At 70.9% G+C, this 25,223-nt stretch carries 20 protein-coding genes and 1 riboswitch; of the genes, 7 read left to right on the forward strand and 13 right to left on the reverse strand.

Annotated features, from left to right (window positions below):
• The first annotated feature begins 194 nt into the window (after positions 1 to 194).
• Positions 195 to 368 carry a hypothetical protein gene (locus tag ABD366_RS30300; RefSeq protein ID WP_324769162.1) on the forward strand — a complete coding sequence of 58 codons (174 nt, stop codon included), beginning with the start codon at positions 195 to 197 and terminating at the stop codon, positions 366 to 368.
• 200 nt (positions 369 to 568) lie between these two features.
• Here ABD366_RS30300 and ABD366_RS30305 read toward each other — a convergent pair whose 3' ends face one another.
• The gene (locus ABD366_RS30305; RefSeq protein ID WP_324769161.1) at positions 569 to 1,366 is read right to left on the reverse strand and encodes an inositol monophosphatase family protein; all 798 of its coding nucleotides are present in this window, start codon (positions 1,364 to 1,366) and stop codon (positions 569 to 571) included.
• Positions 1,367 to 1,376: 10 nt separating this feature from the next.
• Positions 1,377 to 2,516: a ferrochelatase gene (locus ABD366_RS30310; RefSeq protein WP_324769160.1), complete on the reverse strand. Its 1,140-nt coding sequence runs from the start codon at positions 2,514 to 2,516 to the stop codon at positions 1,377 to 1,379.
• Between the two features lie 133 nt (positions 2,517 to 2,649).
• On the opposite strand from ABD366_RS30310, the gene ABD366_RS30315 reads away from it, so the two are divergent.
• Together ABD366_RS30315 and ABD366_RS30320 are read left to right on the forward strand one after the other, a co-directional pair.
• Complete coding sequence (locus ABD366_RS30315; protein ID WP_324769159.1) at positions 2,650 to 3,906, forward strand: MFS transporter; 1,257 nt, start codon at positions 2,650 to 2,652, stop codon at positions 3,904 to 3,906.
• Complete coding sequence (locus ABD366_RS30320; protein WP_324769158.1) at positions 3,854 to 5,185, forward strand: D-arabinono-1,4-lactone oxidase; 1,332 nt, start codon at positions 3,854 to 3,856, stop codon at positions 5,183 to 5,185. Before ABD366_RS30315 ends, ABD366_RS30320 begins: the two co-directional genes overlap by 53 nt.
• A 10-nt stretch (positions 5,186 to 5,195) precedes the next feature.
• On the opposite strand, the gene ABD366_RS30325 is transcribed toward ABD366_RS30320, so the two are convergent.
• Positions 5,196 to 6,410: a hypothetical protein gene (locus ABD366_RS30325; protein ID WP_324769157.1), complete on the reverse strand. Its 1,215-nt coding sequence runs from the start codon at positions 6,408 to 6,410 to the stop codon at positions 5,196 to 5,198.
• A 529-nt stretch (positions 6,411 to 6,939) separates the two neighbouring features.
• Here ABD366_RS30325 and sepH point away from each other — a divergent pair.
• Positions 6,940 to 8,037 (forward strand): septation protein SepH, encoded by a 1,098-nt coding sequence (gene sepH / locus ABD366_RS30330; RefSeq protein WP_324769156.1) that lies wholly within the window; start codon positions 6,940 to 6,942, stop codon positions 8,035 to 8,037.
• A 69-nt stretch (positions 8,038 to 8,106) separates the two neighbouring features.
• Here the strand turns inward: sepH and ABD366_RS30335 are convergent, their stop codons facing one another.
• Positions 8,107 to 8,964 carry a sulfurtransferase gene (locus tag ABD366_RS30335; RefSeq protein WP_324769155.1) on the reverse strand — a complete coding sequence of 286 codons (858 nt, stop codon included), beginning with the start codon at positions 8,962 to 8,964 and terminating at the stop codon, positions 8,107 to 8,109.
• Between the two features lie 317 nt (positions 8,965 to 9,281).
• Here ABD366_RS30335 and ABD366_RS30340 point away from each other — a divergent pair, with 317 nt between their 5' ends.
• Positions 9,282 to 10,058, forward strand: coding sequence for a VOC family protein (locus tag ABD366_RS30340; protein ID WP_324769154.1), 777 nt, complete (start codon positions 9,282 to 9,284; stop codon positions 10,056 to 10,058).
• Here the strand turns inward: ABD366_RS30340 and ABD366_RS30345 are convergent, their stop codons facing one another.
• The 4 genes from ABD366_RS30345 to ABD366_RS30360 all read right to left on the reverse strand — a co-directional run bounded on the left by ABD366_RS30345 (position 10,059) and on the right by ABD366_RS30360 (position 15,437).
• Complete coding sequence (locus ABD366_RS30345; protein WP_324769153.1) at positions 10,059 to 10,703, reverse strand: thymidine kinase; 645 nt, start codon at positions 10,701 to 10,703, stop codon at positions 10,059 to 10,061.
• Positions 10,704 to 10,752: 49 nt separating this feature from the next.
• Positions 10,753 to 11,940, reverse strand: coding sequence for an alkaline phosphatase family protein (locus ABD366_RS30350; protein WP_324769152.1), 1,188 nt, complete (start codon positions 11,938 to 11,940; stop codon positions 10,753 to 10,755).
• Positions 11,940 to 12,527 carry a DUF5998 family protein gene (locus tag ABD366_RS30355; RefSeq protein WP_324769151.1) on the reverse strand — a complete coding sequence of 196 codons (588 nt, stop codon included), beginning with the start codon at positions 12,525 to 12,527 and terminating at the stop codon, positions 11,940 to 11,942. Before ABD366_RS30355 ends, ABD366_RS30350 begins: the two co-directional genes overlap by 1 nt.
• A gap of 81 nt (positions 12,528 to 12,608) precedes the next feature.
• The gene (locus ABD366_RS30360; protein ID WP_324769150.1) at positions 12,609 to 15,437 is read right to left on the reverse strand and encodes a bifunctional acetate--CoA ligase family protein/GNAT family N-acetyltransferase; all 2,829 of its coding nucleotides are present in this window, start codon (positions 15,435 to 15,437) and stop codon (positions 12,609 to 12,611) included.
• 179 nt (positions 15,438 to 15,616) lie between these two features.
• On the opposite strand from ABD366_RS30360, the gene ABD366_RS30365 reads away from it, so the two are divergent.
• The gene (locus tag ABD366_RS30365) at positions 15,617 to 15,898 is read left to right on the forward strand and encodes an HPr family phosphocarrier protein (protein ID WP_324769149.1); all 282 of its coding nucleotides are present in this window, start codon (positions 15,617 to 15,619) and stop codon (positions 15,896 to 15,898) included.
• A gap of 206 nt (positions 15,899 to 16,104) precedes the next feature.
• Here the strand turns inward: ABD366_RS30365 and ABD366_RS30370 are convergent, their stop codons facing one another.
• The 4 genes from ABD366_RS30370 to ABD366_RS30385 form a co-directional block, all read right to left on the reverse strand.
• Positions 16,105 to 16,791 (reverse strand): GntR family transcriptional regulator, encoded by a 687-nt coding sequence (locus tag ABD366_RS30370; RefSeq protein ID WP_324769148.1) that lies wholly within the window; start codon positions 16,789 to 16,791, stop codon positions 16,105 to 16,107.
• 220 nt (positions 16,792 to 17,011) lie between these two features.
• Positions 17,012 to 17,803: a M23 family metallopeptidase gene (locus ABD366_RS30375; protein WP_324769147.1), complete on the reverse strand. Its 792-nt coding sequence runs from the start codon at positions 17,801 to 17,803 to the stop codon at positions 17,012 to 17,014.
• A gap of 12 nt (positions 17,804 to 17,815) precedes the next feature.
• Positions 17,816 to 17,980, reverse strand: a riboswitch (cyclic di-AMP (ydaO/yuaA leader).
• Between the two features lie 237 nt (positions 17,981 to 18,217).
• Positions 18,218 to 19,585, reverse strand: a complete 1,368-nt coding sequence (locus ABD366_RS30380) for a M16 family metallopeptidase (protein ID WP_324769263.1) — start codon at positions 19,583 to 19,585, stop codon at positions 18,218 to 18,220.
• A 17-nt stretch (positions 19,586 to 19,602) separates the two neighbouring features.
• Entirely contained in the window at positions 19,603 to 20,958 is a 1,356-nt protein-coding gene (locus ABD366_RS30385) for a M16 family metallopeptidase (protein ID WP_324769146.1), read from the reverse strand.
• Positions 20,959 to 21,274: 316 nt separating this feature from the next.
• Between ABD366_RS30385 and ABD366_RS30390 the strand changes: the two genes are divergently transcribed.
• Positions 21,275 to 23,731 (forward strand): DNA gyrase/topoisomerase IV subunit A, encoded by a 2,457-nt coding sequence (locus ABD366_RS30390; protein WP_324769145.1) that lies wholly within the window; start codon positions 21,275 to 21,277, stop codon positions 23,729 to 23,731.
• Here ABD366_RS30390 and ABD366_RS30395 read toward each other — a convergent pair.
• Positions 23,728 to 24,897, reverse strand: coding sequence for a CobW family GTP-binding protein (locus tag ABD366_RS30395; RefSeq protein ID WP_324769143.1), 1,170 nt, complete (start codon positions 24,895 to 24,897; stop codon positions 23,728 to 23,730). The two genes, ABD366_RS30390 and ABD366_RS30395, sit on opposite strands and share 4 nt — an antisense overlap.
• Positions 24,898 to 25,223: the final 326 nt, after the last annotated feature.

The raw sequence follows: 25,223 nt of genomic DNA on the forward strand, positions 1-25,223 counted from the left end.
AATGCCGGTTTTTCTCCGGGGGTTGAGGTTTCCGCGGAAGGGAGCGGGGGGAGGACGGGTTTACACCCGCGATCACGCTTTGTATGTGGCGTGCCACGAGCTGCTTATCCAGGGCGGCTCGAGTCGTGATCGCCCCTTCCACAGGGCACACCCCCGTGCCACCGACCCACGACCCAGGACGAGGGGGCGCAACCATGGACGCTTTCACCGCAGGACTGCTGCAGCGCATAAAGGCGGCCGAGTCCGACCTGACGCTGGCGCGCGAGACCGGCGACGACTTCCTTGCCGAGGTCGAGCAAGGCGAGCTGGACGACCTTCACCGTCTCGCCGCCGAGCACGGCGTGGAGATTCACGCCACGAGCGCCTGACCACGGCCTGACCACCGCCTGACGGCCGTCAGACGGCCCTGTGCCCGCCGTCCGGCACCGTCCGGCATCCGTTCCACATCCGCCCGGCGTTCGTCCGGCATCCGTCCGAACAGACACAGCGAAGGGCCCCGGCGCCTGGTCCGATCCAGGCAGGCGCCGGGGCCCTTCGTCGTGTGCGGGCGGGCGGGGGCGGGGCCCCGTCAGTCGTGCCAGGCGCCAAGCTCTTCGAGCCAGTTCTGCAGTGGCTCGAAGAGGCCGGGCGGCGCGGCGATCGTCAGCTCCGGCGACACGGGCTCGCCCGGGCGGCCTCCGGTCAGGGCGCCCGCCTCACGCGCGATGAGGTCGCCGGCCGCGTAGTCCCAGGGGTTCAGGCCGCGTTCGTAATACGCGTCCAGGCGGCCGAGCGCGACGTCACAGAGGTCGATCGCGGCCGAGCCCCCGCGCCGGATGTCACGCACCCGGGGCACCAACTCCCGTACGACATCGGCCTGATGGGCCCGCCGCGTCTCCAGGTAGCCGAAGCCGGTGCCGACCAGGGCCTGCGCGAAGGGGGGTGCCACGCGCGCGTGGGTGGGCCGGTCGTTCACGTGGGCGCCCTCCCCCAGGACGGCGCGGTAGGTCTCGCCGCGCATCGGCGCCGCGACGACGCCGATCAGCGTCTCGCCGTCCTTGCGGGCCGCGATGGAGACGGACCAATCGGGGCGCCCGTACAGGTAGTTCACGGTCCCGTCGATGGGGTCGATCACCCACTGGACGCCGCTGGTGCCCTCGCTGGACGCGCCTTCCTCACCGAGCACGCCGTCGTCCGGGCGGCGCTCGGCCAGGAAGTCCGTGATGAGCTTCTCGGACGCGATGTCCATCTCGGTGACCACGTCGACCGCGCTGGTCTTGGTGGCGGCGACGCCGAGGTCGGCGGGGCGCCCGTCGCGCAGGAAGGCGCCCGCGCGGGCGGCCGCTTCCAGGGCGACTTCGAGGAGTTCGGCCTTGAGGTCGGTCACGTCAACGTCCTTACGCGTACGGGCTGTCGGCGCCCGCGGCGGCGGGCTTGGGGGCACGGGCCGGGCAGCAGCCCACCGGACACAGGTCGTGGCTCGGGCCGAGCGCTCCCAGGGCGCACGGCGTGACGTTCCTGCCGCTCTCATCTGCGGCTCGCTCCAGGATCAACTCCCTTACGGCGGCGGCGAAGCGCGGGTCCGCGCCCACGGTCGCCGAGCGGCGTACCGGCAGGCCAAGCTCCGCCGCCTTGTCCGTGGCCTCGGTGTCGAGGTCGTACAGGACCTCCATGTGGTCCGAGACGAACCCGATGGGGGCCATGACGACTGCGGGCACCCCGGCGGCGTGCCGCTCCTCCAGGTGGTCGCAGATGTCGGGCTCCAGCCACGGGATGTGCGGGGCGCCGGAGCGCGACTGGTAGACGAGCTGCCAGGGGTGGTCGACGCCGGTCTCCTCACGCACGGCGTCGGCGATCAGCCGGGCCACGTCCAGGTGCTGCTTCACGTACGCGCCACCGTCGCCGTGGTCCTCCAGGGGGCCCGAGGTGTCGGCCGCCGTGGTCGGGATGGAGTGCGTGCTGAACGCGATGTGGGCGCCGTCCCGTACGTCCTCGGGGAGGTCGGCGAGGGACTTCAGGACCCCGTCGACCATGGGCCGGACGAAGCCGGGGTGGTTGAAGTAGTGGCGCAGCTTGTCGATCTTCGGCAGCTCCAGGCCCTCGGCCGCGAGGGCGGCCAGCGACTCCGCGAGGTTCTCGCGGTACTGGCGGCAGCCCGAGTACGAGGCGTACGCGCTGGTGGCGAGTACGAGGATGCGGCGGTGCCCGTCGGTGACCATCTCGCGCAGGGTGTCGGTCAGGTACGGCGCCCAGTTCCTGTTGCCCCAGTAGACCGGCAGGTCCAGGCCGTGCTCGGCGAAATCCTTGCGCAGGGCGTCGAGCAGCGCACGGTTCTGGTCGTTGATCGGGCTGACCCCGCCGAACAGGAAGTAGTGCTGACCGACTTCCTTGAGCCGCTCCTTGGGGATGCCGCGGCCCCGCGTCACGTTCTCCAGGAACGGGACGACGTCGTCGGGCCCCTCGGGGCCGCCGAAGGAGAGCAGCAGCAGGGCGTCGTAGGGGTGGGCATCAAGGCTGGCAGCGTGCGCGTCTGGCATGTGTTCGATCCTGCCACCCGCCACTGACAGGCGGAAAACTGCCATGCCGACCGACTCATGACACGCGTAAGCTGTATCGGTCGCATATGCGACTTACCCCTTACGTCTGCCTTTCACGTCCGCCGGAGTCCCGTTGCCCAGCCCCTACCGCGCCATATTCGCCCTGCCCGGCACCAAGAGCTTCTCGGTGGCCGGGTTCCTGGGCCGGATGCCCCTGTCGATGATGGGCATCGGGATCGTCACCATGGTCTCGCAACTGACCGGGCGCTATGGGCTCGCGGGCGCCCTGTCGGCGACGGTGGCCCTGTCCGCCGCGGCGATCGGGCCGCAGATCTCCCGCCTGGTCGACCGGTACGGCCAGCGGCGGGTGCTGCGTCCGGCCACGCTGGTCTCGCTCGCCGCGGTCAGCGGGATGCTGCTGTGCGCGAAGTACGAGGCCGCGGACTGGACGCTGTTCCTGTGTGCCGCGTTCATCGGGTGCGTGCCGAGCGTCGGTTCGATGATCCGCGCGCGGTGGGCGGTCCTGTACCGGGACACCCCTCGGCAGTTGCACACGGCGTACTCGTTCGAGTCCGTGATCGACGAGGTGTGCTTCATCTTCGGGCCGATCATCTCGATCGGTCTGTCCACGGCATGGTTCCCGGAGGCCGGGCCCCTCCTTGCGGGCTGTTTCCTCGCGGTGGGCGTCTTCTGGCTGACCGGACAGCGGGCCACCGAACCGGCGCCGCACTCGCGTGAGCAGCACGGCGGCGGGTCGGCGCTCCGCGCGCGTGGGTTGCAGGTTCTGGTGGCCACGTTCGTGGCGACGGGCGCGATCTTCGGGGCGGTCGACGTGGTGACGGTGGCCTTCGCGGAGGACCAGGGGCACAAGTCCCTGGCCAGTGTGGTGCTCGCCGTGTACGCGTCCGGGTCCTGTGTCGCGGGCGCCGTGTTCGGCCTGCTGCACTTCAAGGGGGCGCCCGCGCGCAGGTGGCTGGTGGGGGTCGTCGCGATGGGCCTGAGTATGATCCCCCTCCAACTGGTCGGGAACCTGTCGTTTCTGGCCGTGGCGCTCTTCGTTGCGGGCCTGTCCATCGCACCGACGATGATCACGACGATGGCCCTCGTCGAGCAGCACGTACCACGCGCGAAACTGACCGAGGGCATGACCTGGGTGAGCACCGGACTCGCGGTCGGGGTCGCGCTCGGCTCCTCCGTGGCCGGCTGGGTGATCGACGCCGCCGGTGCGAAGGCCGGGTACGGGGTGCCGGGAGTCGCCGGCGCCGTCGCGGTCGTGGTCGCGTTCCTCGGCTACCGCCGGCTGAAGCAGCCGGTTCCGCGGCGGGGAGGAACTACCGATGAGCACGGCGCAGACGGCCACCGGCACGAAGAGCGGCGAAGCGTGGCGTAACTGGGCGGGGAACGTCACCGCACGTCCCGTACGGGAGGTGACGCCCGCCTCCGTGGAGGAGCTGTCCGCGGCCGTACGCAAAGCGGCGGAGGACGGCCTGAAGGTGAAGGCCGTCGGCACGGGCCACTCCTTCACGGCGGCCGCCGCCACCGACGGTGTGCTGATACGTCCTCAGCTGCTGACCGGCATCCGGGACATCGACCGCGCCAACGGGACGGTCACGGTGGAGGCCGGCACCCCGCTCAAGCGGCTCAACCTGGCTCTGGCCCGTGAGGGTCTGTCGCTCACGAACATGGGCGACATCATGGAGCAGACCGTCTCCGGCGCCACCAGCACCGGCACGCACGGCACGGGCCGCGACTCCGCCTCCATCGCCGCGCAGATCAAGGGCCTCGAGCTGGTGACGGCGAGCGGCGAGCTCCTCACGTGCTCCGAGAAGGAGAACCCGGAGGTCTTCGCGGCCGCCCGTATCGGCCTGGGCGCGCTCGGCGTCATCACGGCCCTCACCTTCGCCGTGGAGCCGCTCTTCCTGCTCACCGCGCGGGAGGAGCCGATGAGCTTCGACCGGGTCACCGCCGACTTCGACGAGCTGTACGCCGAGAACGAGCACTTCGAGTTCTACTGGTTCCCGCACACCGGCAACTGCAACACCAAGCGCAACAACCGCAGCGCCGGGCCCGAGGCCCCGGTGTCCCGGTTCAGCGGCTTCGTCGACGACGAGGTGCTCTCCAACGGCCTGTTCCAGGTGGTCAATACGCTCGGCCGGGCGGTGCCCGCCACGATCCCGGCGATCGCCAAGATCTCCAGCAAGGCGCTGTCCGCACGGACGTACACCGACATCCCCTACAAGGTCTTCACATCTCCGCGCCGGGTCCGCTTCGTAGAAATGGAGTACGCCGTTCCGCGCGCGGCTCTCGTGGAGACGCTGCGCGAGCTGAAGGCCATGGTGGACCGCTCGAACCTGCGCATCAGCTTCCCGGTGGAGGTCCGCACCGCCCCCGCCGACGACATCACGCTGTCCACGGCGTCCGGCCGCGACAGCGCCTACATCGCGGTCCACATGTACAAGGGCACCCCGTACCAGCGGTACTTCACGGCCGCCGAGCAGATCTTCACCGCCCACGAGGGGCGTCCGCACTGGGGCAAGGTGCACACGCGCGACGCCGAGTACTTCGCGGCGGCCTATCCGCGCTTCGGTGAGTTCACGCGGCTGCGCGACCGCCTGGACCCGGACCGGCTCTTCGGCAACGCCTATCTGCGGCGGATCCTCGGCGACTGATCACGGCTGCTCACGGCTGTTCGGTGGGGCTCTGCCGGCCGGAGTCGGCGCCCGACCCGGTTCCCGCGCCCGAGCTTCCCGAGGGGGTCGGCGTGGGCGTCGGGGTCGGCGTCGTCTTGCCGTCGCCCGTATCCGAACCGCTGTCCGAGCCGTTGTCCGCGTCCGAGTCGGAGCCGGTGTCCGAACCGGTGTCCGACCCGTTGCTGTCGCTCGGCGTCGGGCTGGGCGTCGTATTCCCGTCCGTGGACGAGTCGTCGCCGTTCTGCCGCGAGTCGCTGTCGGACGCGGTGCTGCTGTCGTCGGAGGGCTCCGGCGTGCTGGGGGCGGGGTCGCTGTCGCCGGAGGATTTGTGGCCGCTGAAGGCGTCCCGGAACGTGGTGCTGCCGCTGTCACCGCTGAAGCTGTGCCCGGCGACGATCTCGTAGGTCGTGATGCCGCCCATGGTCACGCCGAAGACGACGGCGGCGGCGATCAGCGGCCGTTTCCAGCGCTTGACGCGGGCCCTGTGCACGGTCCCGTCGGTGAAGTCCTCCTCGCCCCCCTCCGCCGGCGCCGGCTGGTGCGGCAGCTCCGTCGCGGGCCGCAGCATCCGGGTGGCGTCGTCGACCGCGCCGGCCCTGAGCAGCTGCGTCTTCTCCGGATCGGCCGTGCCGAGAAGCTGGGTCTCGGCGGCTTCGTCCGGCCATAGATCGGCGACCGCGCCGGTGTCCAGCACCTGGGTCATGTCGTCGTCGGCCGGGCTCTGCGGCAGCACCGTCGTCGCCTCGGCGTCGGCCGCCGACGGCGTCCCCCACGTCGTGGTCGTCGGCAGCGCGCCTACGGCCTTCGTGACGCCCGCGATCTTTGTGACGCCCAGGGTCCCTGTGGCCCGCGCGCCCGTGGTGGCGTCCATGGACTCGTCCGAGCGGAAGGTGCGCGGTACGGGACGGCCCTCAGCCGTGACCGGTATTCGCCGCCCCTTCGGCTTCGTCTGCACCGCGGCGTCACGTATCTGCTCACCGGTACGGCTGAAGAAGTGCTGGAAGACGGTGCCGCCGCAGGTGGCGATGGCGCTGACCACGCCCGCGCCCAGGATCGTCCCGTAGACGCCGAAACTGGAGGCGAGCTTCGCGGCCACGACAGCGGCGACGGCGCTGCCCGCCACCTGAGGCACGCTCAGATCCACCCGCTTCTTCCCCTTGGGCCTGCTCTGCTCGTCCTGGGAGTTGTCCGGCGTCACGCCCATTTCCGTTCCTTACCTGCCTTTCCCACCTTCTCGGCATATCAGCCATTTCACGGCGAAGCTCCCGAGGCTACGCGAACTTCCTGTGCCGCATGAGAAAGGGACGTATGGCCGAAGCCTCTAGTTCCACTTCTGGAGATTCCGTGAAGCACGCCACGCGCATCCATCGCGAATCGGGCACGCGCCGGGGGCGCTCCGCGCTCAACTCCCGCCCCCCGTGAGAAGTTCGGTGGCGAGCCGATCCACGTGGGTGGCCCGAATGGAGTACTGTTGCGAGCCCTGGGTCCGGTCTCCCGCCAGGGGTGTCCGGGGCCTTCCAGGACCGCCGAGAGGGGGCTCGTTGCACAGGGTGACGACTTCGGTCACTTAGCGTTGCGAACAGGTAACCGTGCCATAACGGCGCTCTCGGGTCGTTGCCCGACACGCCGGGCAACTCGGCAAGGTTGTGGCAGGCTGCACCCGGGCAGGCCACACTCGACTAGCGGAAGCAGCGACGCACGTGACGTCGGCAGGCACCACCCGGGAGGTCCCCATGCCCGAACTGCGTGTCGTGGCCGTCTCTAACGACGGCACACGGCTGGTGCTGAAGGCTGCGGACAGCACGGAGTACACGCTTCCGATCGACGAGCGCCTCCGGGCCGCCGTGCGCGGCGATCGTCCGCGTCTCGGCCAGATCGAGATCGAGGTGGAGAGCCACCTCCGCCCTCGCGACATCCAGGCGCGTATACGGGCAGGCGCCTCCGCCGAGGAGGTCGCCCAGTTCGCGGGCATCCCGGTGGACCGGGTGCGCCGCTTCGAGGGCCCCGTGCTCGCGGAGCGCGCCTTCATGGCCGAGCGGGCCAGGAAGACCCCCGTGCGCCGCCCCGGCGAGAACGCCGGGCCGCAGCTCGGTGAAGCGGTGCAGGAGCGGCTCCTGCTGCGCGGCGCCGACAAGGAAACCGTCCAATGGGACTCCTGGCGCCGCGACGACGGCACCTGGGAAGTCCTGCTCGTCTACCGGGTCGCGGGCGAACCGCACTCGGCGAGCTGGACGTACGACCCGCCCCGCAGGCTCGTCCAGGCCGTCGACGACGAGGCGCGCTCGCTGATCGGCGAGTCCGACGACATCGGTACGCCCGAACCCACGTTCCCCTTCGTGCCGCGCATCGCCCGGCTACCCAGGGACCGTCCGCTCGATCGCGCCCTCGACCGCCCGCTGGACCGCGCCCTGGACCGGCAGTTGGAGCGCCCGGTGCCGCCGCCGGAGCCGCCCGCCGAGGAGAACCTGCCGGCGATCGCGTCCTCCTCGGAGCGCGACTCGCTGACCAGCCTCCTGGAGGCCGTGCCCAGCTACCGCGGCGACATCGTGGTGCCCGACCGTCCGACGACGGCGCCCGAACCGCCGCAGGAGGAGCCGGAGCCGCTCGTCGCCGCCGAGCTGGAGGAGCCCCAGGCGCCCGCCGCGTCGGCCGGGGCCGGATCCGCGTACGCGGACGTCCTCATGCCACGCAGCGTCGCGGGCCACCGGGACCGTCTCACGGGCACCACCGACCGTCAGGCCGAGGCCGACGGGGTGCGTCCCGGGCGCCGGGCCGCGGTGCCGAGCTGGGACGAGATCGTCTTCGGCACGCGCCGCAAGAAGCAGGACTGAGCACCGCTCCTACGTGAAGGGGCCCGCGCCGATCCGTCGGCGCGGGCCCCTTCACGTACAGGCGAGCGGTTACTGCGGGTCCGGTCCCGTCGCCACCGGGCGGGACTCGTCCGCGGACCACTCCGACCACGAGCCGACGTACAGCTGCGCGTCGATGCCTGCCACCGCGAGCGCCAGGACCTCGTGGGCGCCGGAGACGCCCGAGCCGCAGTAGACACCGACCTGGCCCGGATCGCCGGTCGCGCCAAGGGATGTGAAACGCCCGGCGAGTTCGGCGGCCGGACGGAAGCGGCCGTCCGCGGCGACGTTCTCCGTGGTCGGCGCGGAGACGGCACCCGGGATGTGGCCGCCGACGCGGTCGATGGGCTCCACATCGCCGCGATAGCGCTCGGCGGCGCGCGCGTCCAGGAGAAGGCCGGACCGGGCCAGAGCGGCGGCGGCAGAGGCGTCCAGGAGGCCCGTGGCACCCGGTGCAGGGGTGAAGGTGCCGGGTTCCGGCGTGACGGCACCGGTCTCGAGGGGGCCGTCCCAGGTGGCGAGGCCGCCGTCGAGGACCCGCACGGACGGGTGCCCCGTCCAGCGCAGCAGCCACCAGGCGCGCGCCGCGGCCCAGCCCTGTCCGCCGTCGTACACGACGACGTCGCGGTCGGCCGAGACGCCCGCCGCGCGCATCGCCGCACCGAAATCGGCCAGATCGGGCATGGGGTGCCGGCCGCCGCCCGCACCCGCGTGGCCCGCGAGTTCCGCGTCGAGGTCGACGAAGACCGCGCCGGGGAGATGGCCCGCGACGTACTCGGCACGGCCGTCGAACGCGGGTTCCCCCGCGGACTTCGCGGTGCTGAGCTGCCAGCGGATGTCGAGCAGCACGGGCGGCTCCTGGCCCGCCAGCTCGCTCGCGAGTTCAGATGCGGTGATGATGGCATTCATGAGGGTCATCCTTGCTCATGGTCTGGCCCGAGGGCCCACGTTCGGATAGCGTGCTCGATCGACTACCGAGCGTCATCCGGCCGGACACGGGCGGGTCGTGGCGCGGAAACGCCCCAGAAACACCGTTTCGGGCATCCTCTGTGCGGAGCCCGACGGATTCGGCGCGGCCAGGGAGCGCCGCGCGGCACGGAGTGCCACCATCAGCACGAGCGTGGTGCGACACGTGGGTTCCCGACACGTGAGTTCCGACATGTGGGTTTTCGACATGTGGTTCCGATCGCGGGCCCTGAGGGGTCCGCTCCGAGGAGAGAGTGACGATGACCGAGGCAGCAGCCGGGCGCGCGCCGGGAACACCCTGCTGGGTGAGCCTGATGGTGCACGACATGGCCGCGACCCAGGAGTTCTACGGAGCACTGTTCGGCTGGGAGTTCAGGCCGGGGCCGGGGCAGCTCGGCCCGTACGCGCGGGCGCTCCTCGACGGCAAGGAGGTGGCCGGCATCGGCCTGCTGCCGTCCGAGCGTCAACTGCCGATCGCCTGGACCCCCTATCTGGCCTCGGACGATGTGGACGCGACGGCCGCTACGGTGCGGCACTGCGGCGGCACGGTGGGCGTCGGCCCGCTGGACGCCGGAGAGGCGGGAAGGATGGCCATCGGCTCCGATCCGTCGGGCGCGGTGTTCGGCGTCTGGCAGGCGGCGGAGCATCTGGGCATGGCGGTGACCGGCGTACCGGGGGCGGTGGCGTGGAACGAGCTGGTGACGCGGGAGACCGCGAGCGTCGCGAAGTTCTACCAGATGGTCTTCGGCTACACCGAGGAGGCCGTCGTCTCCGCGGATTTCGACTGCCTGACGCTGCTCCTCGAGAACCGTCCGGTGGCTTCCGTGCACGGCGTCGGGCACGCGCTGCCGCCCGACCGGGGATCGCACTGGATGACGTACTTCGAGGTCACGGACGTGGACGAGGCCGTGGAGCGGGTTGCCGACCTGGGCGGTCACGCCGTCAAGGCCGCACGGGACGGCGCCCGGGGCCGGGTGGCGACGGTGGCGGATCCCGAAGGGGCTCAGTTCGCGCTGGTGACGTCGGCGCCGTCGTGACTACGCGACGGGAAGCACATCGGGTGACAGGGTCCCGGCGTGCGCCGTCGCACTGGTCGTGCGCTTGCGGTGATGCCGCCTGCACAACACCTCGTAGCCGATCTCGTCCTCGGCGTGGTTGACGTCGCCGACGACGACCTGGGCGCCCTCGACGACCATCTCGCCGTTGATGGTGCGCGCGTTGTGCGTGGCGCGCGCACCGCACCAGCACAACGCCTCGACCTGCAACACCTCGACGCGGTCCGCGAGTTCGACCAGACGCTGTGAGCCGGGGAACAGCTTGGAGCGGAAGTCGGTGGTGATGCCGAAGGCGAAGACGTCGAGGTCGAGGTCGTCGACGACACGCGCGAGCTGGTCGATCTGCCCGGGCGCGAGGAACTGTGCCTCGTCCGCGATCACGTAGTCCACCTTGCCGCCCTGCGAGAGACGGTCGACGACATACGCGTACACGTCGAGGTCGTCGGCGACCTCCACGGCGTCGGTGACCAGGCCGAGGCGCGAGGAGAGCTTTCCGGCGCCCGCCCGGTCGTCCCGGGTGAAGATCATCCCCTGTAGTCCGCGGGCCGAGCGGTTGTGCTCGATCTGCAGAGCCAGGGTGCTCTTTCCGCAGTCCATGGTTCCGGAGAAGAACACCAGCTCGGGCATGGGGAGTCGAGCACCTTTCGCGTGACGGGAGGAGGAAGGGGACGCGGTCTCAGGAGCGTACTTCGAGAAGCGGTACGAGCTGTTCCGCCGGGGTCATGGAGCCGTGGTTGCCGACCATCAGGGACTCCTTCGGCTCGCTGCGCGAAGCGGTGATCAGCACGTCGTCGCGGGCGGCGGCGATGACGTCCCCGAGCCGGTCGCGGACCCGCTGATCGACCTGGGGGCCGAACCAGCCCGCGTCGATCGCCTCGTCGCGGCTCGCGATCCAGAACTGCTCACCGAGGACCTCACGCCACACGGCCAGAACATCGCCCTGCGCGCCCGGCACCGCGTAGACGTGGCGCGCGCGGCCTTCGCCGCCCAGGAGGGCAACGCCCGCGCTCAGTTCCCAGTCGTCGTCGAAGTCGATACGGGACTGCTCGTCGAAGGGGATGTCGAGCATGCCGTGGTCGGCGGTCACGTACAGGGCGCTGCGCGGCGGCAGTTGCTCTGCGAGGCGCTGGGCGAGCCGGTCGACGTACATGAGCTGGCCGCGCCAGGGGTCGGAGTCGACGCCGAAGCGGTGCCCCTTGCCGTCGACCTCGCTGTAGTACGTGTACACCAGCGACCGGTCGCCGCCGGCCAGCTGAGCGGCGGCGAGGTCCATACGGTCCTCGCCGGAGAGGCGGCCGTGGAAGGTGCCACCGCTGAGGGCGATCTTGGTGAGGGGCGTCGACTGGAAGGCGGGGGCGGAAACCTGCGCCGTGTGCACACCCGCCTCGTGCGCGCGCTGGAAGATCGTCGGGTACGGCTGCCAGGTCCCCGGCTTCGTCCACGGGATCCAGCGGAGCTGGTTCATCAGCTCGCCGGTGGCGGGGTTGCGCACCGTGTAACCCGGCAGGCCGTGGGCGCCGGGCGGCAGGCCCGTGCCGACCGAGGCGAGGGAGGTCGCGGTGGTGGCCGGGTATCCGGCGGTGATGGGGCGGCCGGTGCCGCCGCGCGAGGAGGCTATGAGCGAGCTCAGGAAGGGCGCCTCGTCCGGGTGGGCCTTCAACTGCTCCCAGCCGAGGCCGTCGATGAGGAAGACACAGGCGCGGTCCACGGGTGCGAGCTCCGGGATCGCGGCCTCGCAGCCGGGAACGCCCAGGTGGGCGCCGAGGGTGGGCAGCAGATCGGCCAGCGATCCGGTGCCGTACGCCGGGACGGGCGCGGAGTGGACGGGCAGCGGCTCTACGTCGTCCCAGGCGGCCTGCGTCATCAGCGTCCCGCGTCCGCGGTTGCCTCGGAGAGGGACTGGGCGAAGGCGAGGGCCTGGCGCACGGTCTCGGGTCCGTCGCCCGCCTCGCTGACGCGCAGGCTCAGGTCGTCCGCGGTCGAGCTGCCCGTGTACCCGTGGTCCGCCTCGCAGTTGGGGTCGCCGCAGGCGGCGGGCTCCAGGTCGATACGGGCGACGGCGCCCCAGCCGATGGTGAGCACGACCTCGCGGGGCAGCGTGCCCGGGACGTACTTCTCCGGATTGGCGACGACGCGGCTGAGCACGACCGAGGAGATCCGGTCGAGCTTCACGGACTCCGTGGACGTCGTGGCGTACGGCGTCGGGGAGGTGGTGTCGGCCGCCTGCTCGTCCGTGTGGCTGACGATGAAGCGGGTGCCGGTCAGGACCAGGACGGTGACATGACGACGGACCTCGTTCGCGTCGAACGTGGTCTCCTGGTGCACGAGGTACGACGCGATGGGCTCTCCGCCGACCGCGGCCTCCACCGCCTCGGCCACGAGGGCCGGGTAGTAGCCGCTGCGCTCGATCGCCGCTCGCAGCCCTTGGGTCGTCGTACTGGTCTTGGCCATGGGGTCCATCCTAAGGCCGGGAAGAGACTGCCGTTGCGCCTGTGGATAACCCTCCGTGAGGGCGTTTCCCAGGGGTGTCCGTCAGTACGCGGCGGGCAGTGTGCGGGGTCCGAGATCATCGCGGACGGGGGGCGGAGCGAGCCGGACGGAGGCGCCGAGCACGGTCAGTCCGTGCTGGGCGACGACGACCGGTTCGAGGGTGACGCCGACCACCTCGGGGTGATCGTCGACGAGGCGGGACACGCGCTGGAGCAGCTCCTCCAGAGCAGGCGTGTCGACGGGGGCGGCACCGCGCCAGCCGAACAGGATCGGCGACGTCTTGATCGAGCGGACGACCGCGCCGGCGTCCTGGTCGGTGACCGGGATCAGGCGGTGTGCGGTGTCGCCGAGCAGCTCGGAGGGAGCGCCGGCCAGACCGAAGGAGAGCACCGCCCCGGCCGCCGGGTCGATGACGGCCCGGACGACCGTGTCGACGCCGCGCGGCGCCATCGACTGCACGACGGGACGCAGCTCGGCCGGTCTGCCGAGCTGCTCGGCCAGCTCTTCGTAGGCGCGCCGCAGGTCCGTCTCGTCGGCGAGGTCCAGTCGTACGCCGCCGAGGTCGGCGCGGTGGCGCAGGTGCGGGGCGGTCGTCTTGAGGGCGACGGGATAGCCGAGAGAGCGCGCGGCGTCGGCGGCGCTGTCGGCGTCGGGCGCGGGCAGCGTCTGCCGTACGGCGATGCCGTAGCGGGCGAGCAGATCGCGGGTGTCGTCCGCCGCGAGGTCGACGCCGCGCGGGTCGTCGTCCTTGGCGAGCAGTTCGGTGATGAGGGCGGCGGCCGCGGGCTCGTCGATGTCCTCGTACTCGGGCACCTTGCCGGGCTCGGCCGCGTCGCGCCGCCACTGGGCGTACTTCACGACCTCGGAGAGGGCACGGACGGCGCGCTCGGCGGCAGGGTAGGCGGGGATGAGGCGCGGAGTGTCCTCCGGGCTCCCGGCGGTCGCGGGGGCCGGCCGGGGCGTCTGGGTGTCGGGGGCGCCCGGGGCGTTGGGCCCGGTGCTCGTCGCGGCGGAGAGTGCCTCGGCGAGGCCGCCCAGCTCGACGTGGACGACGAGCACGGGCTTGGTGGGCGCGGCCGCGGCGGCAGCGCTCAGGGCGGCCGCAAGCTCCGCGTCCTCGGTCGGTCCCTCCCCCACGGCCGGCATCGCGGTGACGACGACGGCGTCGGTCTTGTCGTCGGCGAGCGCCTCGTCCAGGGCGGTACGGAAGTCGGCCGCGGAGGCCGCTGTGGTCAGGTCCCGGGGCGGTTTGGGGCGCAGCCCCTCGGCGAGGCACACGTCGTAGGTGAGCAGGCCGAGCGATTCGGAGTTGCCGAGGATGGCGACGCGCGGACCGGCGGGCAGCGGCTGGCGGGCCAACAGGAGGCCCGTGTCGACGAGTTCGGTGATCGTGTCCACCCGGATGACACCGGCTTGGCGCAACAGCGCGGAGACCGTGGCATACGGGAGGCGTGTGGCGCGTACGGCGTGCCCGGTCGGTGCGATGCCGCTGTGCCGGGCGCCCTGTACGACGACAAGAGGTTTGGCCTCGGCGGTGCGGCGGGCGAGGCGGGTGAACTTGCGCGGGTTGCCGATGGTTTCGAGGTACATGAGGGCGACGTCCGTGTCCGGGTCGTCGTACCAGTACTGAAGGACGTCGTTCCCGGAGACGTCGACGCGGTTGCCCGCGGAGACGAAGGTCGAGATGCCGGTGGCCCCGGTGACTCCCCCGCCCCTGCGGTGCAGGCGTGCGAGGAGGGCGATGCCGATGGCACCGGACTGGGCGAACAGGCCGATGCGGCCGGGGCGTGGCATCTCGGGGGCGAGCGAGGCGTTGAGCCGTACGTCCAGGGCCGTGTTGACGACTCCGAAGGCGTTCGGTCCGATGATGCGCATCCCGTAAGTGCGGGCCTGCCGGATCAGTTCCCGCTGGCGCTCGCGGCCTTCGGCGCCGCTCTCCGCGTATCCGGCGGAGACCACGATCAGTCCCTGTACGTCGCGGGCACCGCATTCGGCGACGACATCGGGTACGTCGGTCGCGGGTACGGCGACGACGGCCAGGTCCACGTGGTGGGCCGGGTCGATGTCGCGTACGCAGCGATGGGCGGGGACGCCGTCGATCTCGGTCAGGTCCGCGGGGAACGCCTTGTTGACCGCATACAGGCGACCTGTGTACCCCGCGTCCTTGAGGTTGTCGAGAACGCTGCGGCCGACCCCTCCCGGCGCCCGCCCCACGCCGATCACGGCTACGGAGCCGGGGGCGAGGAGCCGCTGCACGGAGCGGGCCTCGGCGCGCTGCTCCCGGGCGCGCTGCACCGCGAGGGAGGCCTCGGTGGGCTCCAGGCCGAACTCCAGACGGACCACGCCGTCCTCGAAGCTGCGCTTCTGTGTGTACCCGGCGTCCGTGAACACCTTGATCATCTTGGTGTTGGCGGGCAGCACCTCGGCGGCGAACCGGCGGATGCCGCGCTCCCGGGCGACGGCGGCGATGTGCTCGAGAAGAGCGGACGCCACGCCTCGCCCCTGATGGGCGTCCTGGACGAGGAAGGCGACCTCGGCCTCGTCGGCGGGCGCGGAGGCGGGCCGTCCGTGCGGATCGATCCGGTCGTAGCGGACGGTCGCGATGAACTCGCCGCCGACCGTGGCGGCGAGGCCGACGCGGTCCACGTAGTCGTGATGGGTGAAGCGGTGGACGTCTTTGTCGGACAGGCGTGGGTAGGGCGCGAAGAAGCGGTAGTACTTCGACTCGTCCGAGACCTGTTCGTAGAAGCTGGTCAGGCGCTCGGCGTCCGCGGTGGTGATCGGCCTGATCCGGGCGGTGCCGCCGTCGCGCAGCACCACGTCGGCCTCCCAGTGGGCGGGGTAGGCGTGCCGGTCCGACGGGGTCTCCATGCCGCAAGGGTAGAGCCGGGCGCCGACAGTCGTACGGGTCGCGTCCCGCGCGCGTGGGAGGCAGGCTATGGAAGGCCGCGGGGCGGTGCGTTCTCGGGACTCGGGTCCACGTCGAGCGCCGTGCCACGGTATGTGAGAATGGTCTAGACAACTTTGAGACACCTGAAGGGCAGCATCACATGGCTGAGCGCCGCGTCAACGTCGGCTGGGCCGAGGGCCTTCACGCCCGCCCCGCCTCCATCTTCGTCCGCGCGGCCACGGCTGCCGGCGTCCCCGTGACGATCGCCAAGGCCGACGGCAACCCCGTCAACGCCGCCTCCATGCTCGCGGTGCTCGGTCTGGGCGCCCAGGGTGGCGAGGAGATCGTCCTGGCTTCCGACGCCGAGGGTGCGGACGCCGCGCTCGACCGTCTGGCGAAGCTGGTCTCCGAGGGTCTCGACGAGCTTCCCGAGACCGTCTGACCCAATTCGTTCCGACGGAGCCGCGCGTTTCCCTCAGGGGGCGCGCGGCTTCGTCGTTTCCAGCTCCGGGGCAATCAATTCTCCGCGACGCATTCACGGAGCGACTGATTCACGCAGCGCCCCATTCACCGAGCGCTCCATTCACCGAGCGACCCTTCACGAAATTCCGCAACACTTCCCGAAGCTCTTTGTATACGGGGCTTTTGTTAATGCCGGAGCCCTGCCGTGTTTACGGCATGTTGCGAAGTCCTCACACGATCGCCCGCGCGCGGGACCCGCAGCCGGTGGGCCGCCACGGCGCGCTCGGCGTGCAGCACGGTCAGGGCGCGGGCCCGCTCGGCGTCACCGCGCGCCACCGCGTCCACGATGGCGCCGTGCTCGGCCCAGGACTCGGCCGGCCTGGCCGGGGACTCGACGGCGTACATCCAGGCGATCTTGTGCCGGAGCTGGGTGAGCAGGGTGATCAGTCCGGGGCTGCCGGAGGCCTGCGCGAGGGTCTCGTGGAACCAGCCGCCCAGGGAGCGCAGATCCTCGTACTGGCCCCGACCGGCGCGCTCCTGACCCATCCTGACCAGGCCCCGCAGGACTTTGAGGTGGGCCTCGGTGCGGCGCTGCGCGGCGCGCGCGGCGCTCAGCGGCTCGAGCAGCATCCGGACCTCCAGGAGGTCGGCGGCCTCTTGACCGGTGGGCTCCGCCACGCACGCGCCCGCGTGCCGGCGCGTGACGACGAAGCCCTCGGCCTCCAGGGTGCGCAGCGCCTCGCGGACCGGCACGCGCGAGACTCCGTAGCGGCGCGCGAGCACTTCCTCGGTGAGCCTGCCGCCGCGCTCGTAGACACCCGCGACGATGTCGTCGCGGATCGCCGTGCATACCGAATGCGCGGGAATGCGCATGACCCGACCTCCGCCTTAATCCCCGCGATACGCGGTCGATCGACGCTTGTGCAAGCGCATAACACCCCTTGACCGCGCCTGCCCGGTGACTCTATTCCACCGTCCCCGAATTTCCGACGCCGGACCGGAATCCATGGATATTTTTTGGCCAGGAACGCCTTGCGCACGCGAAAGCCCCGGCTCGTTCGAGCCGGGGCTTTCGCGTGGTGCCTTGGAGGCGTCAGACGTTCACGCCGTGCGAGCGCAGGTACGCGACGGGGTCCATGTCCGAGCCGTAGTCGGGGCTCGTGCGGGCCTCGAAGTGAAGGTGCGGGCCCGTGACGTTGCCGGTGGCGCCGGAGAGGGCGATCTGCTGGCCGGGGGTGACGGCCTGGCCGACGGAGACGCCGATGGACGAGAGGTGACCGTACTGGGTGTACGTGCCGTCGTTCATCTTGATCACGATGTTGTTGCCGTACGCGCCGCCCCAGCCGGCCTCGACGACGGTGCCGGAGCCCACGGCGTGCACGGAAGTGCCGCTCGCCGCATGGAAGTCGATGCCGGTGTGGCTGCCGGAGGACCACAGGCCGCTACTCGCCTTGTAGGCGGTGGAGACGTAGGAGCCGGAGATCGGCGCCACGAAGCTGTTGAGGAGGCGCTTGCGCTCGGCCTCGCGGGCGGCGCGCTCCTTCTCCTCACGCTCCTTGGCGGCCTTCGCCTCGGCCTCGCGCTTGGCTTCCTCGGCCCGCTTCTTGGCCTCGGCCTCGGCCTCGGCCTTGGCGGCGGCCGCGTCGGCGGCCTTCTTCTGGGCGGTGGCCTGCGCCTCGATCTGGGCGGCCAGGGAGTCGCCGATGGCGATGGCCTGGGTCAGGCCGTTCTGGTCGGCGGCCGCGGTGTCCGCGGCGAGGGCGGGGGCGGCGAGGCCCCCGATGACACCGGTCGTGGTGAGCGCCGCGACACCCGCAACCTGTGCGGTGGTACGCGTGAGACGACTCGGACGACGGTGCTTCCCGGTGGCACGGGTGAACGCCATGCGGTGGCTGGTCCTTTCCTTCCCTCTCGCCTACCGGGTTAGCTGACGGGTTCGGAGCAGGAAGGTCTCCTACGGACTCCCTCCCCGTACGGGAAGAGTGTCCGATTCACCCCAGGGACTGCGGTGGGTCCCCGGCTCCCCTGGCTCGCGCCATGGGGGACTCGGCGATGACTGTCCGGTGTCGCGGGCGCGACGCATGTCTGGCGGACAGCCGGACCGACGCTAAGCGGGACATCTTTAGTACGACAAACGGATCCCGGCTTTTGTAGCGCATGCCACAGAGCAGACGGGCAACCTCCGTGCCAAATCGGACATTTGTGATCGATGGCCGATCACGGACGGACGTGAGCGGCGCCACGAAGCCCCGGGGCCGTGGTGGCCTCCGGGGCTTCGTGTGACGTACGGGACCGGGAGTCAGCCCGCGACGACGGTCACCTCGCCGATGCCGAGGGCCTTGACGGGCTCCTCGATCTGCGCGGCGTCGCCCACCAGGATCGTCACCAGCCGGTCCGCCGGGAAGGCGCTCACGACGGCCGCGGTGGCCTCCACGGTGCCCGTCTCGGCGAGCTGCCGGTACAGCCGGGCCTGGAAGTCGTCCGGCAGGTGCTGCTCGACCTGGTCCGCGAGGGTGCCCGCGACGGCGGCCGCGGTCTCGTACTTAAGCGGCGCCACGCCCACCAGGTTCTGCACGGCCGTGTCCCGTTCGGCGTCCGTGAGGCCGCCTTCGGCCAGCGTACGCAGCACCTTCCAGAGGTCCTCGAGCGCGGGCCCGGTGTTCGGGGTGTCCACGGAGCCGCTGATGGCGAGCATCGCGGCGCCCGTCCCGTCGGGCGCGGACCGCAGCACCTGGGCGAAGGACCGCACACCGTAGGTGTAGCCCTTCTCCTCGCGCAGGACACGGTCCAGACGCGAGGTGAGCGTGCCGCCGAGGCAGTACGTGCCGAGGATCTGCGCGGCCCATACGCGGTCGTGCCGGTCGGGGCCGATCCGGCCGATGAGGAGCTGCGTCTGGACCGCTCCCGGGCGGTCCACGACGATGACGCGGCCGGTGTCGTCGGCGGTGACCGGCGGGACCGGGCGGGGCTCCGCCGTGTTGCCGGTCCAGGCGCCGAGCGTGTCCGCTAGGAGGGCGTCGAGGTCGGTGCCGGTCAGATCGCCCACCACGACGACCGTGCCGGTGGCGGGGCGTACGTGCTTCTCGTAGAAGGCGCGTACGGCCGCCGCGTCGATGGCGGAGACGGTCTCCTCGGTGCCCTGCCGCGGGCGCGACATGCGCGAGTCGGCCGGGAAGAGCTGCTTGGAGAGCTCCTTGGCGGCGCGCCGGGCCGGGTTGGCGCTCTCGTGCGGGATCTCGTCCAGGCGGTTGCGGACGAGGCGCTCGATCTCGCTGTCCGCGAAGGCGGGTGCCCGCAGGGCGTCGGCCAGCAGGGCGAGGCCCTTGGGGAGGCGGGAGACCGGCACTTCGAGGGAGACGCGGACGCCGGGGTGGTCGGCGTGCGCGTCCAACGTGGCGCCGCAGCGCTCCAGTTCCGCCGCGAACTCCTCCGCGGAGTGCTTGTCGGTGCCCTCGTTGAAGGCACGCGCCATGATCGTGGCGACGCCGTCGAGCCCCGCCGGTTCGGCCTCCAGCGGCGCGTCGAGGTTGATCTCCACGGCCACGACCTGCTGGCCGGGACGGTGACAGCGCAGCACGGTCAGGCCGTTGGCCAGCTCACCGCGCTCGGGGGCGGGGAACGCCCACGGCTTGGCCGTGCCCGCCTGGGGCCGGGGGTGGAAGTCCATGGTCGCGAGCTGCTCGGTCACCGGCCCGCCTCCTCGTCGCTCGGGTCGCTCTCGTCATCGGTGTCGGCGGGGGCCGTGGGCTCGTACACGAGGACCGAGCGGTTGTCGGGGCGCAGACGCGCCTTGGCCACCTCCTGGACCTCGTCGGCGGTCACGGCGAGGACGCGCTGGACGGCGGTCAGGGCGAGCTGCGGGTCGCCGAACAGCACCGCGTAGCGGCACAGTTCGTCGGCGCGGCCCGCCACGGTGCTGAGCCGGTCCAGCCACTCGCGCTCCAACTGGGCCTGGGCGCGCTCCATCTCCTCGGGCGTCGGGCCCTCCTCGGCGAACCGGGCGAGCTCCTCGTCGACGGCGGCCTCGATGACGGGCACCTCGACGTCTCCGGAGGTCTTCACGTCGAGCCAGCCGAGGGAGGGCGCGCCGGCCAGGCGCAGCAGGCCGAAGCCCGCGGCCACCGCGGTGCGGTCACGGCGCACGAGGCGGTTGTAGAGCCGCGACGACTCGCCGCCGCCGAGGACCGTCAGGGCCAGGTCTGCGGCGTCGCACGCGCGCGTGCCGTCCTCGGGGAGCCGGTAGGCCGCCATGAGGGCGCGCGCCGGGACCTCCTCCTCGACGACCTCGCGGAGCTCTCCGCCGATCACGTCGGGCAGGGAGCCGTCGCGCGGCGCGGGCTTGCCGTCGTGGCCGGCGATCGAGCCGAAGTACTTCTCGACCCAGGCGAGCGTCTCCTGGGGGTCGATGTCGCCCACGATGGAGAGCACGGCGTTGTTGGGCGCGTAGTAGGTGCGGAAGAAGCTCCGCGCGTCCTCCAGGGTGGCCGCGTCCAGGTCGGCCATGGAGCCGATGGGCGTGTGGTGGTACGGGTGGCCCTCCGGGTACATGAGGGCCGTCAGCTTCTCGAACGCGGTGCCGTAGGGGACGTTGTCGTAGCGCTGACGGCGCTCGTTCTTGACGACGTCCCGCTGGTTCTCCATCGACTCCTCGTCGAGGGCCGCCAGCAGGGAGCCCATACGGTCGGCCTCCAGCCACAGCGCGAGCTCCAGCTGGTGGGCGGGCATGGTCTCGAAGTAATTCGTGCGTTCGAAGCTCGTCGTGCCGTTGAGCGAGCCGCCGGCACCCTGGACGAGCTCGAAGTGACCGTTGCCGTGCACCTGCTTCGAGCCCTGGAACATCAGGTGCTCGAAAAGGTGAGCCAGGCCCGTACGGCCCTTGACCTCGTGGCGCGAGCCGACGTCGTACCAGAGGCAGACCGCCGCGACCGGGGTCAGGTGATCCTCGGAGAGCACTACACGCAGGCCGTTGGCCAGCCGGTGCTCGGTCGCTTTCAGGCCGCCGGAGCCGGCCTCGGCGGTGGCCGTGTGACCCATGGGCATGTACGTCCCTTCGATCGCGGGGGAACGGAGAACATCGGAAATACTGGGAACGCTGAGAAACTCTGAGTACGCGGACAACACTCTGAACGCGTACAACACTGTGAACACAAAACTGCTGCCAGTCCTGCCACTGTATGCAAGCGTGCAGGCCCCTGGCGAAGTTCCCGTCCGGGCTACGCCGTGAGCGAGCACGACGGCCCCTCGGCGGGCCGCCGGCCACCCGCTTCGGACGGGTCGCGATCAGCGTTGTCAGTGGGGCGGTCCACAATGGTCCGCGACAGTTCCCGTAGATGTTGGTGAAGGAGCCGCAGCAGCGATGGCCCGCCGCAGCACGAAGACCCCGCCGCCCGACGATTTCGAGGAGAGGATCCTCGACATCGATGTGGTCGACGAAATGCAGGGCTCCTACCTGGAGTACGCGTACTCGGTCATCTACTCGCGCGCCCTGCCCGACGCACGAGACGGGATGAAGCCCGTCCACCGTCGGATCGTCTACCAGATGAACGAGATGGGCTTGCGCCCCGACCGCGGCTATGTGAAGTGCGCCCGCGTCGTCGGCGAGGTCATGGGTAAGTTGCACCCCCATGGCGACGCGTCGATCTACGACGCCCTGGTGCGCCTGGCCCAGCCGTTCTCGATGCGCGTACCGCTGGTGGACGGGCACGGGAACTTCGGTTCACTGGGCAACGACGACCGCCCGGCCGCCATGAGGTACACCGAGTGCCGGATGGATCCGGCGGCGAGCCTGATGACGGAGTCGATCGAAGAGAACACGGTCGACTTCGCGCCGAACTACGACGGGCAGGAGCAGGAGCCCCTCGTCCTCCCAGCGGCGTACCCGAACCTGCTGGTGAACGGCGCGTCGGGGATCGCGGTCGGTATGGCGACCAACATGGCGCCGCACAACCTGGGCGAAGTGATCGCCGCGGCGCGGCACTTGATCAGGCACCCGGGCGCCGACCTCGAGACGCTCATGAGGTTCGTACCGGGGCCCGACCTGCCCACGGGCGGCCGGATCGTCGGCCTGTCCGGCATCAAGGACGCGTACGAGTCCGGCCGTGGCACCTTCAAGATCCGTGCGACGGTCTCGGTGGACACCGTGACGGCGCGCCGCAAGGGCCTCGTCGTCACCGAACTCCCGTTCGCGGTGGGCCCCGAGAAGGTCATCGCGAAGATCAAGGAGCTCGTCGGTTCGAAGAAGCTCCAGGGCATCGCCGACGTGAAGGACCTCACGGACCGCGAGCACGGCCTGCGCCTGGTCATCGAGATCAAGAACGGCTTCGTACCGGAGGCCGTCCTGGAGCAGCTCTACAAGCTGACGCCGATGGAGGAGTCCTTCGGTATCAACAATGTGGCCCTCGTGGACGGCCAGCCGCTCACGCTCGGCCTCAAGGAGCTGCTCGAGGTCTACCTGGACCACCGCTTCGAGGTGGTGCGCCGCCGCAGCGAGTTCCGTCGCACCAAGAAGAAGGACCGGCTGCACCTCGTCGAGGGGCTCCTCGTCGCGCTCCTCGACATCGACGAGGTCATCCGCCTCATCCGCTCCAGCGAGAACAGCGCGCAGGCCAAGGAGCGCCTCATCGAGCGCTTCTCGCTGAGCGACATCCAGACGCAGTACATCCTGGACACGCCGCTGCGCCGCCTCACCAAGTTCGACCGCATCGAGCTGGAGTCGGAGCGCGACAAGCTCAACGGCGAGATCGACGAGCTGACCGGCATCCTCGACTCCGACTCGGAGCTGCGCAAGCTCGTCTCCGCGGAACTGGCGGCGGTCGCCAAGAAGTTCGGTACCGACCGGCGTACGGTGCTGCTCGAGTCGTCGGGCCCGGCGGTGGCCACGGTGCCGCTCCAGGTGGCCGACGACCCGTGCCGGGTGCTGCTCTCCTCGACCGGCCTGCTGGCCCGTACGGCGAACGGGGAGCCGTTCGCAGCGGACGAGGACGGCAAGCGCGCCAAGCACGACGTGATCGTCTCCGCAGTGCCGGCCACGGCCCGCGGTGAGATCGGTGTGGTCACTTCCGAAGGCCGGCTGTTGCGCCTGAACGTCGTCGATCTGCCGCAGCTCCCGGACACGGCGTCCGCGCCGAACCTCTCCGGCGGCGCCCCGATCTCCGAGTTCCTCTCCTCCCTGGAGGCGGACGAGGCGGTCGTCTGTCTGACGACGCTGGACGAGTCGTCACCGGGCATCGCCCTCGGCACCGAGCAGGGCGTCGTGAAGCGCGTGACGCCCGACTACCCCTCCCACAAGGAGGAGCTGGAGGTCATCACCCTCAAGGACGGTGACCGGATCGTGGGCGCGGTCGAGCTGCGGACCGGCGAGGAGGACCTGGTCTTCATCACCGACGACGCACAACTGCTGCGTTACCAGGCCTCCATGGTGCGGCCGCAGGGCCGTCCCGCGGGCGGCATGGCCGGCATCAAGCTGGCGACCGGCGCGAAGGTCATCTCCTTCACCGCGGTCGACCCGGCGGCCGACGCCGTCGTCTTCACGGTGGCGGGTTCGCGCGGCACGCTCGACGATTCGGTGCAGACGACGGCCAAGCTCACGCCGTTCGACCAGTACCCCCGTAAGGGGCGCGCGACCGGTGGCGTACGCTGCCAGCGGTTCCTGAAGGGCGAGGACTGCCTGAGCCTCGGCTGGGCGGGCCCGGCGCCCGCGCGCGCGGCGCAGAAGAACGGCACGCCGGCCGAGCTGACCCAGATGGACCCGCGCCGCGACGGCTCGGGCATCTCCCTGCCGAAGACGGTGGCGGTGGTGGCCGGACCGGTCTAGGCGGGCCCGGGGCCGCCGGCGAAGTCCTCGACCTCGTCGGCGTCGCCCTTGTCCTGTACGTAGCGGAGAACGCCCCACATGCCGTGCTGGTCGACGGTGTGCGGGGCGTCGCTCGTGGCCCCGCTCCTACAGGCGTCGAGCCCCTTGCGGAGCGCCTCCGTGTCGATGCCCGCCCCGATGAGAACAAGCTGGGTGAGGCGTTCCTCACCGGTCGGCCACGGCTCGGGATAGAACCTCAGGAACCGCCCGACGGCGTGCACGGCGTACCGGTTGAGCGCATCGGCCGCACCGAAGTCCACGTACCCCTTGATGCGGTAGAGGCCTTCGGGACGGCTGTCGAAGAAGTCCATCAACGCGCGCGGCTCCATGGGCACCTCAGAGACGAACGCGAGGCTTTCGTAGGCGGCGTGCAGATGCCCGTCGTGCGCCCCTCCTCGGTGCGGGTCGTCGCCCCGGTCCAGGTCGTCACCCCGGTACAGGTCGTCGAAGGACAGCTGCCCGATCCGCTCCCGCGTGGGCCGGCAGTCGAAGAGCAGCTCGGGGTCGATCCGTCCGTACGACGCGTGGACGACGGCAGCCCGTTCGGCCGCCGCCCGCACGGCGCCCAGGACGCGCTCCCGCTCGGCATCGGGGACCCGGTCGCTCTTGTTCACCACGACGAGGTCCGCGATCCCCAGATGCCGGTCCACCTCGGGATGCTTCTCCCGGGTCGCGTCGAACTCGGCCGCGTCGACGACCTCGATCAGCCCTCCGTAGACGATCCGCGGATTCTCACTGGCCAGCACCATCCGCACCAGTTCCTGCGGTTCCGCGATGCCGCTCGCCTCGATGACGATGACGTCCATGGCGTGACCGTCCTGGGTGGCACGCGTCAACTTGTCCAGATAGACGTCGAGTTCACTGGCGTCCACGGCGCAACACAGGCACCCGTTGCCGAGCGAGACCGTCGAGTCGCCCAACTGGCCCGCCACGGCCATCGCGTCGATCTCGATCGCCCCGAAGTCATTGACGATCGCACCGATCCGCGAACCGCCGCTGTGGTGCAGCAGGTGGTTCAGCAGCGTGGTCTTCCCCGAACCGAGAAAGCCCGCGAGGACGACGACGGGAATCTGCGGGCCCACCTTGCTCGACGTGGCGTCTCCGCTCAACGCGGTGTCTCCGCTCAACGTGACCTCTCCACTCAATGTGACCTCTCCAACAGCAACGACAGCGACGACACCAGTACCCGCATGCCGCGTCAGAATAGGCGCGCATAAAGGCGGCCGAGTGAACGATTGTCAGCACCACGCGCGGGCAGATGTGGGACATGGTGCCGGTTTTCGCGACCCAATGTGCTTCCGTGCGCCTCCTCTCCGCCTCCCAGCCGATCGAAGCCGCTCGGCACCCTGGGAAACGTCAAGCGCGCCGCCCTTCGCTCGCCGGTCCCCTGCCCGTCGACCCGCGCCCGATCGACCGGCGGACGGTCGCCTGAATCGGGGGTTGACATGGCCAC

Source organism: Streptomyces kunmingensis, from assembly GCF_039533535.1.
GTDB classification, from domain to species: Bacteria; Actinomycetota; Actinomycetes; order Streptomycetales; family Streptomycetaceae; genus Streptomyces; species Streptomyces kunmingensis.

Excerpts from the sequence above, each read along its gene's own strand:
- ABD366_RS30360 (WP_324769150.1), bottom strand. The coding sequence starts at position 15,437 with ATGGAGACCCCGTCGGACCGGCACGCCTACCCCGCCCACTGGGAGGCC.
- ABD366_RS30370 (WP_324769148.1), bottom strand. The coding sequence starts at position 16,791 with ATGCGCATTCCCGCGCATTCGGTATGCACGGCGATCCGCGACGACATC.
- ABD366_RS30350 (WP_324769152.1), bottom strand. The coding sequence starts at position 11,940 with ATGACGCAGGCCGCCTGGGACGACGTAGAGCCGCTGCCCGTCCACTCC.
- ABD366_RS30380 (WP_324769263.1), bottom strand. The coding sequence starts at position 19,585 with ATGGACTTCCACCCCCGGCCCCAGGCGGGCACGGCCAAGCCGTGGGCG.
- ABD366_RS30300 (WP_324769162.1), top strand. The coding sequence starts at position 195 with ATGGACGCTTTCACCGCAGGACTGCTGCAGCGCATAAAGGCGGCCGAG.
- ABD366_RS30390 (WP_324769145.1), top strand. The coding sequence starts at position 21,275 with ATGGCCCGCCGCAGCACGAAGACCCCGCCGCCCGACGATTTCGAGGAG.
- ABD366_RS30320 (WP_324769158.1), top strand. The coding sequence starts at position 3,854 with ATGAGCACGGCGCAGACGGCCACCGGCACGAAGAGCGGCGAAGCGTGG.
- ABD366_RS30385 (WP_324769146.1), bottom strand. The coding sequence starts at position 20,958 with ATGCCCATGGGTCACACGGCCACCGCCGAGGCCGGCTCCGGCGGCCTG.
- ABD366_RS30375 (WP_324769147.1), bottom strand. The coding sequence starts at position 17,803 with ATGGCGTTCACCCGTGCCACCGGGAAGCACCGTCGTCCGAGTCGTCTC.
- ABD366_RS30345 (WP_324769153.1), bottom strand. The coding sequence starts at position 10,703 with ATGCCCGAGCTGGTGTTCTTCTCCGGAACCATGGACTGCGGAAAGAGC.
- ABD366_RS30355 (WP_324769151.1), bottom strand. The coding sequence starts at position 12,527 with ATGGCCAAGACCAGTACGACGACCCAAGGGCTGCGAGCGGCGATCGAG.
- ABD366_RS30310 (WP_324769160.1), bottom strand. The coding sequence starts at position 2,516 with ATGCCAGACGCGCACGCTGCCAGCCTTGATGCCCACCCCTACGACGCC.
- ABD366_RS30340 (WP_324769154.1), top strand. The coding sequence starts at position 9,282 with ATGACCGAGGCAGCAGCCGGGCGCGCGCCGGGAACACCCTGCTGGGTG.
- ABD366_RS30335 (WP_324769155.1), bottom strand. The coding sequence starts at position 8,964 with ATGAATGCCATCATCACCGCATCTGAACTCGCGAGCGAGCTGGCGGGC.
- sepH (WP_324769156.1), top strand. The coding sequence starts at position 6,940 with ATGCCCGAACTGCGTGTCGTGGCCGTCTCTAACGACGGCACACGGCTG.
- ABD366_RS30365 (WP_324769149.1), top strand. The coding sequence starts at position 15,617 with ATGGCTGAGCGCCGCGTCAACGTCGGCTGGGCCGAGGGCCTTCACGCC.
- ABD366_RS30325 (WP_324769157.1), bottom strand. The coding sequence starts at position 6,410 with ATGGGCGTGACGCCGGACAACTCCCAGGACGAGCAGAGCAGGCCCAAG.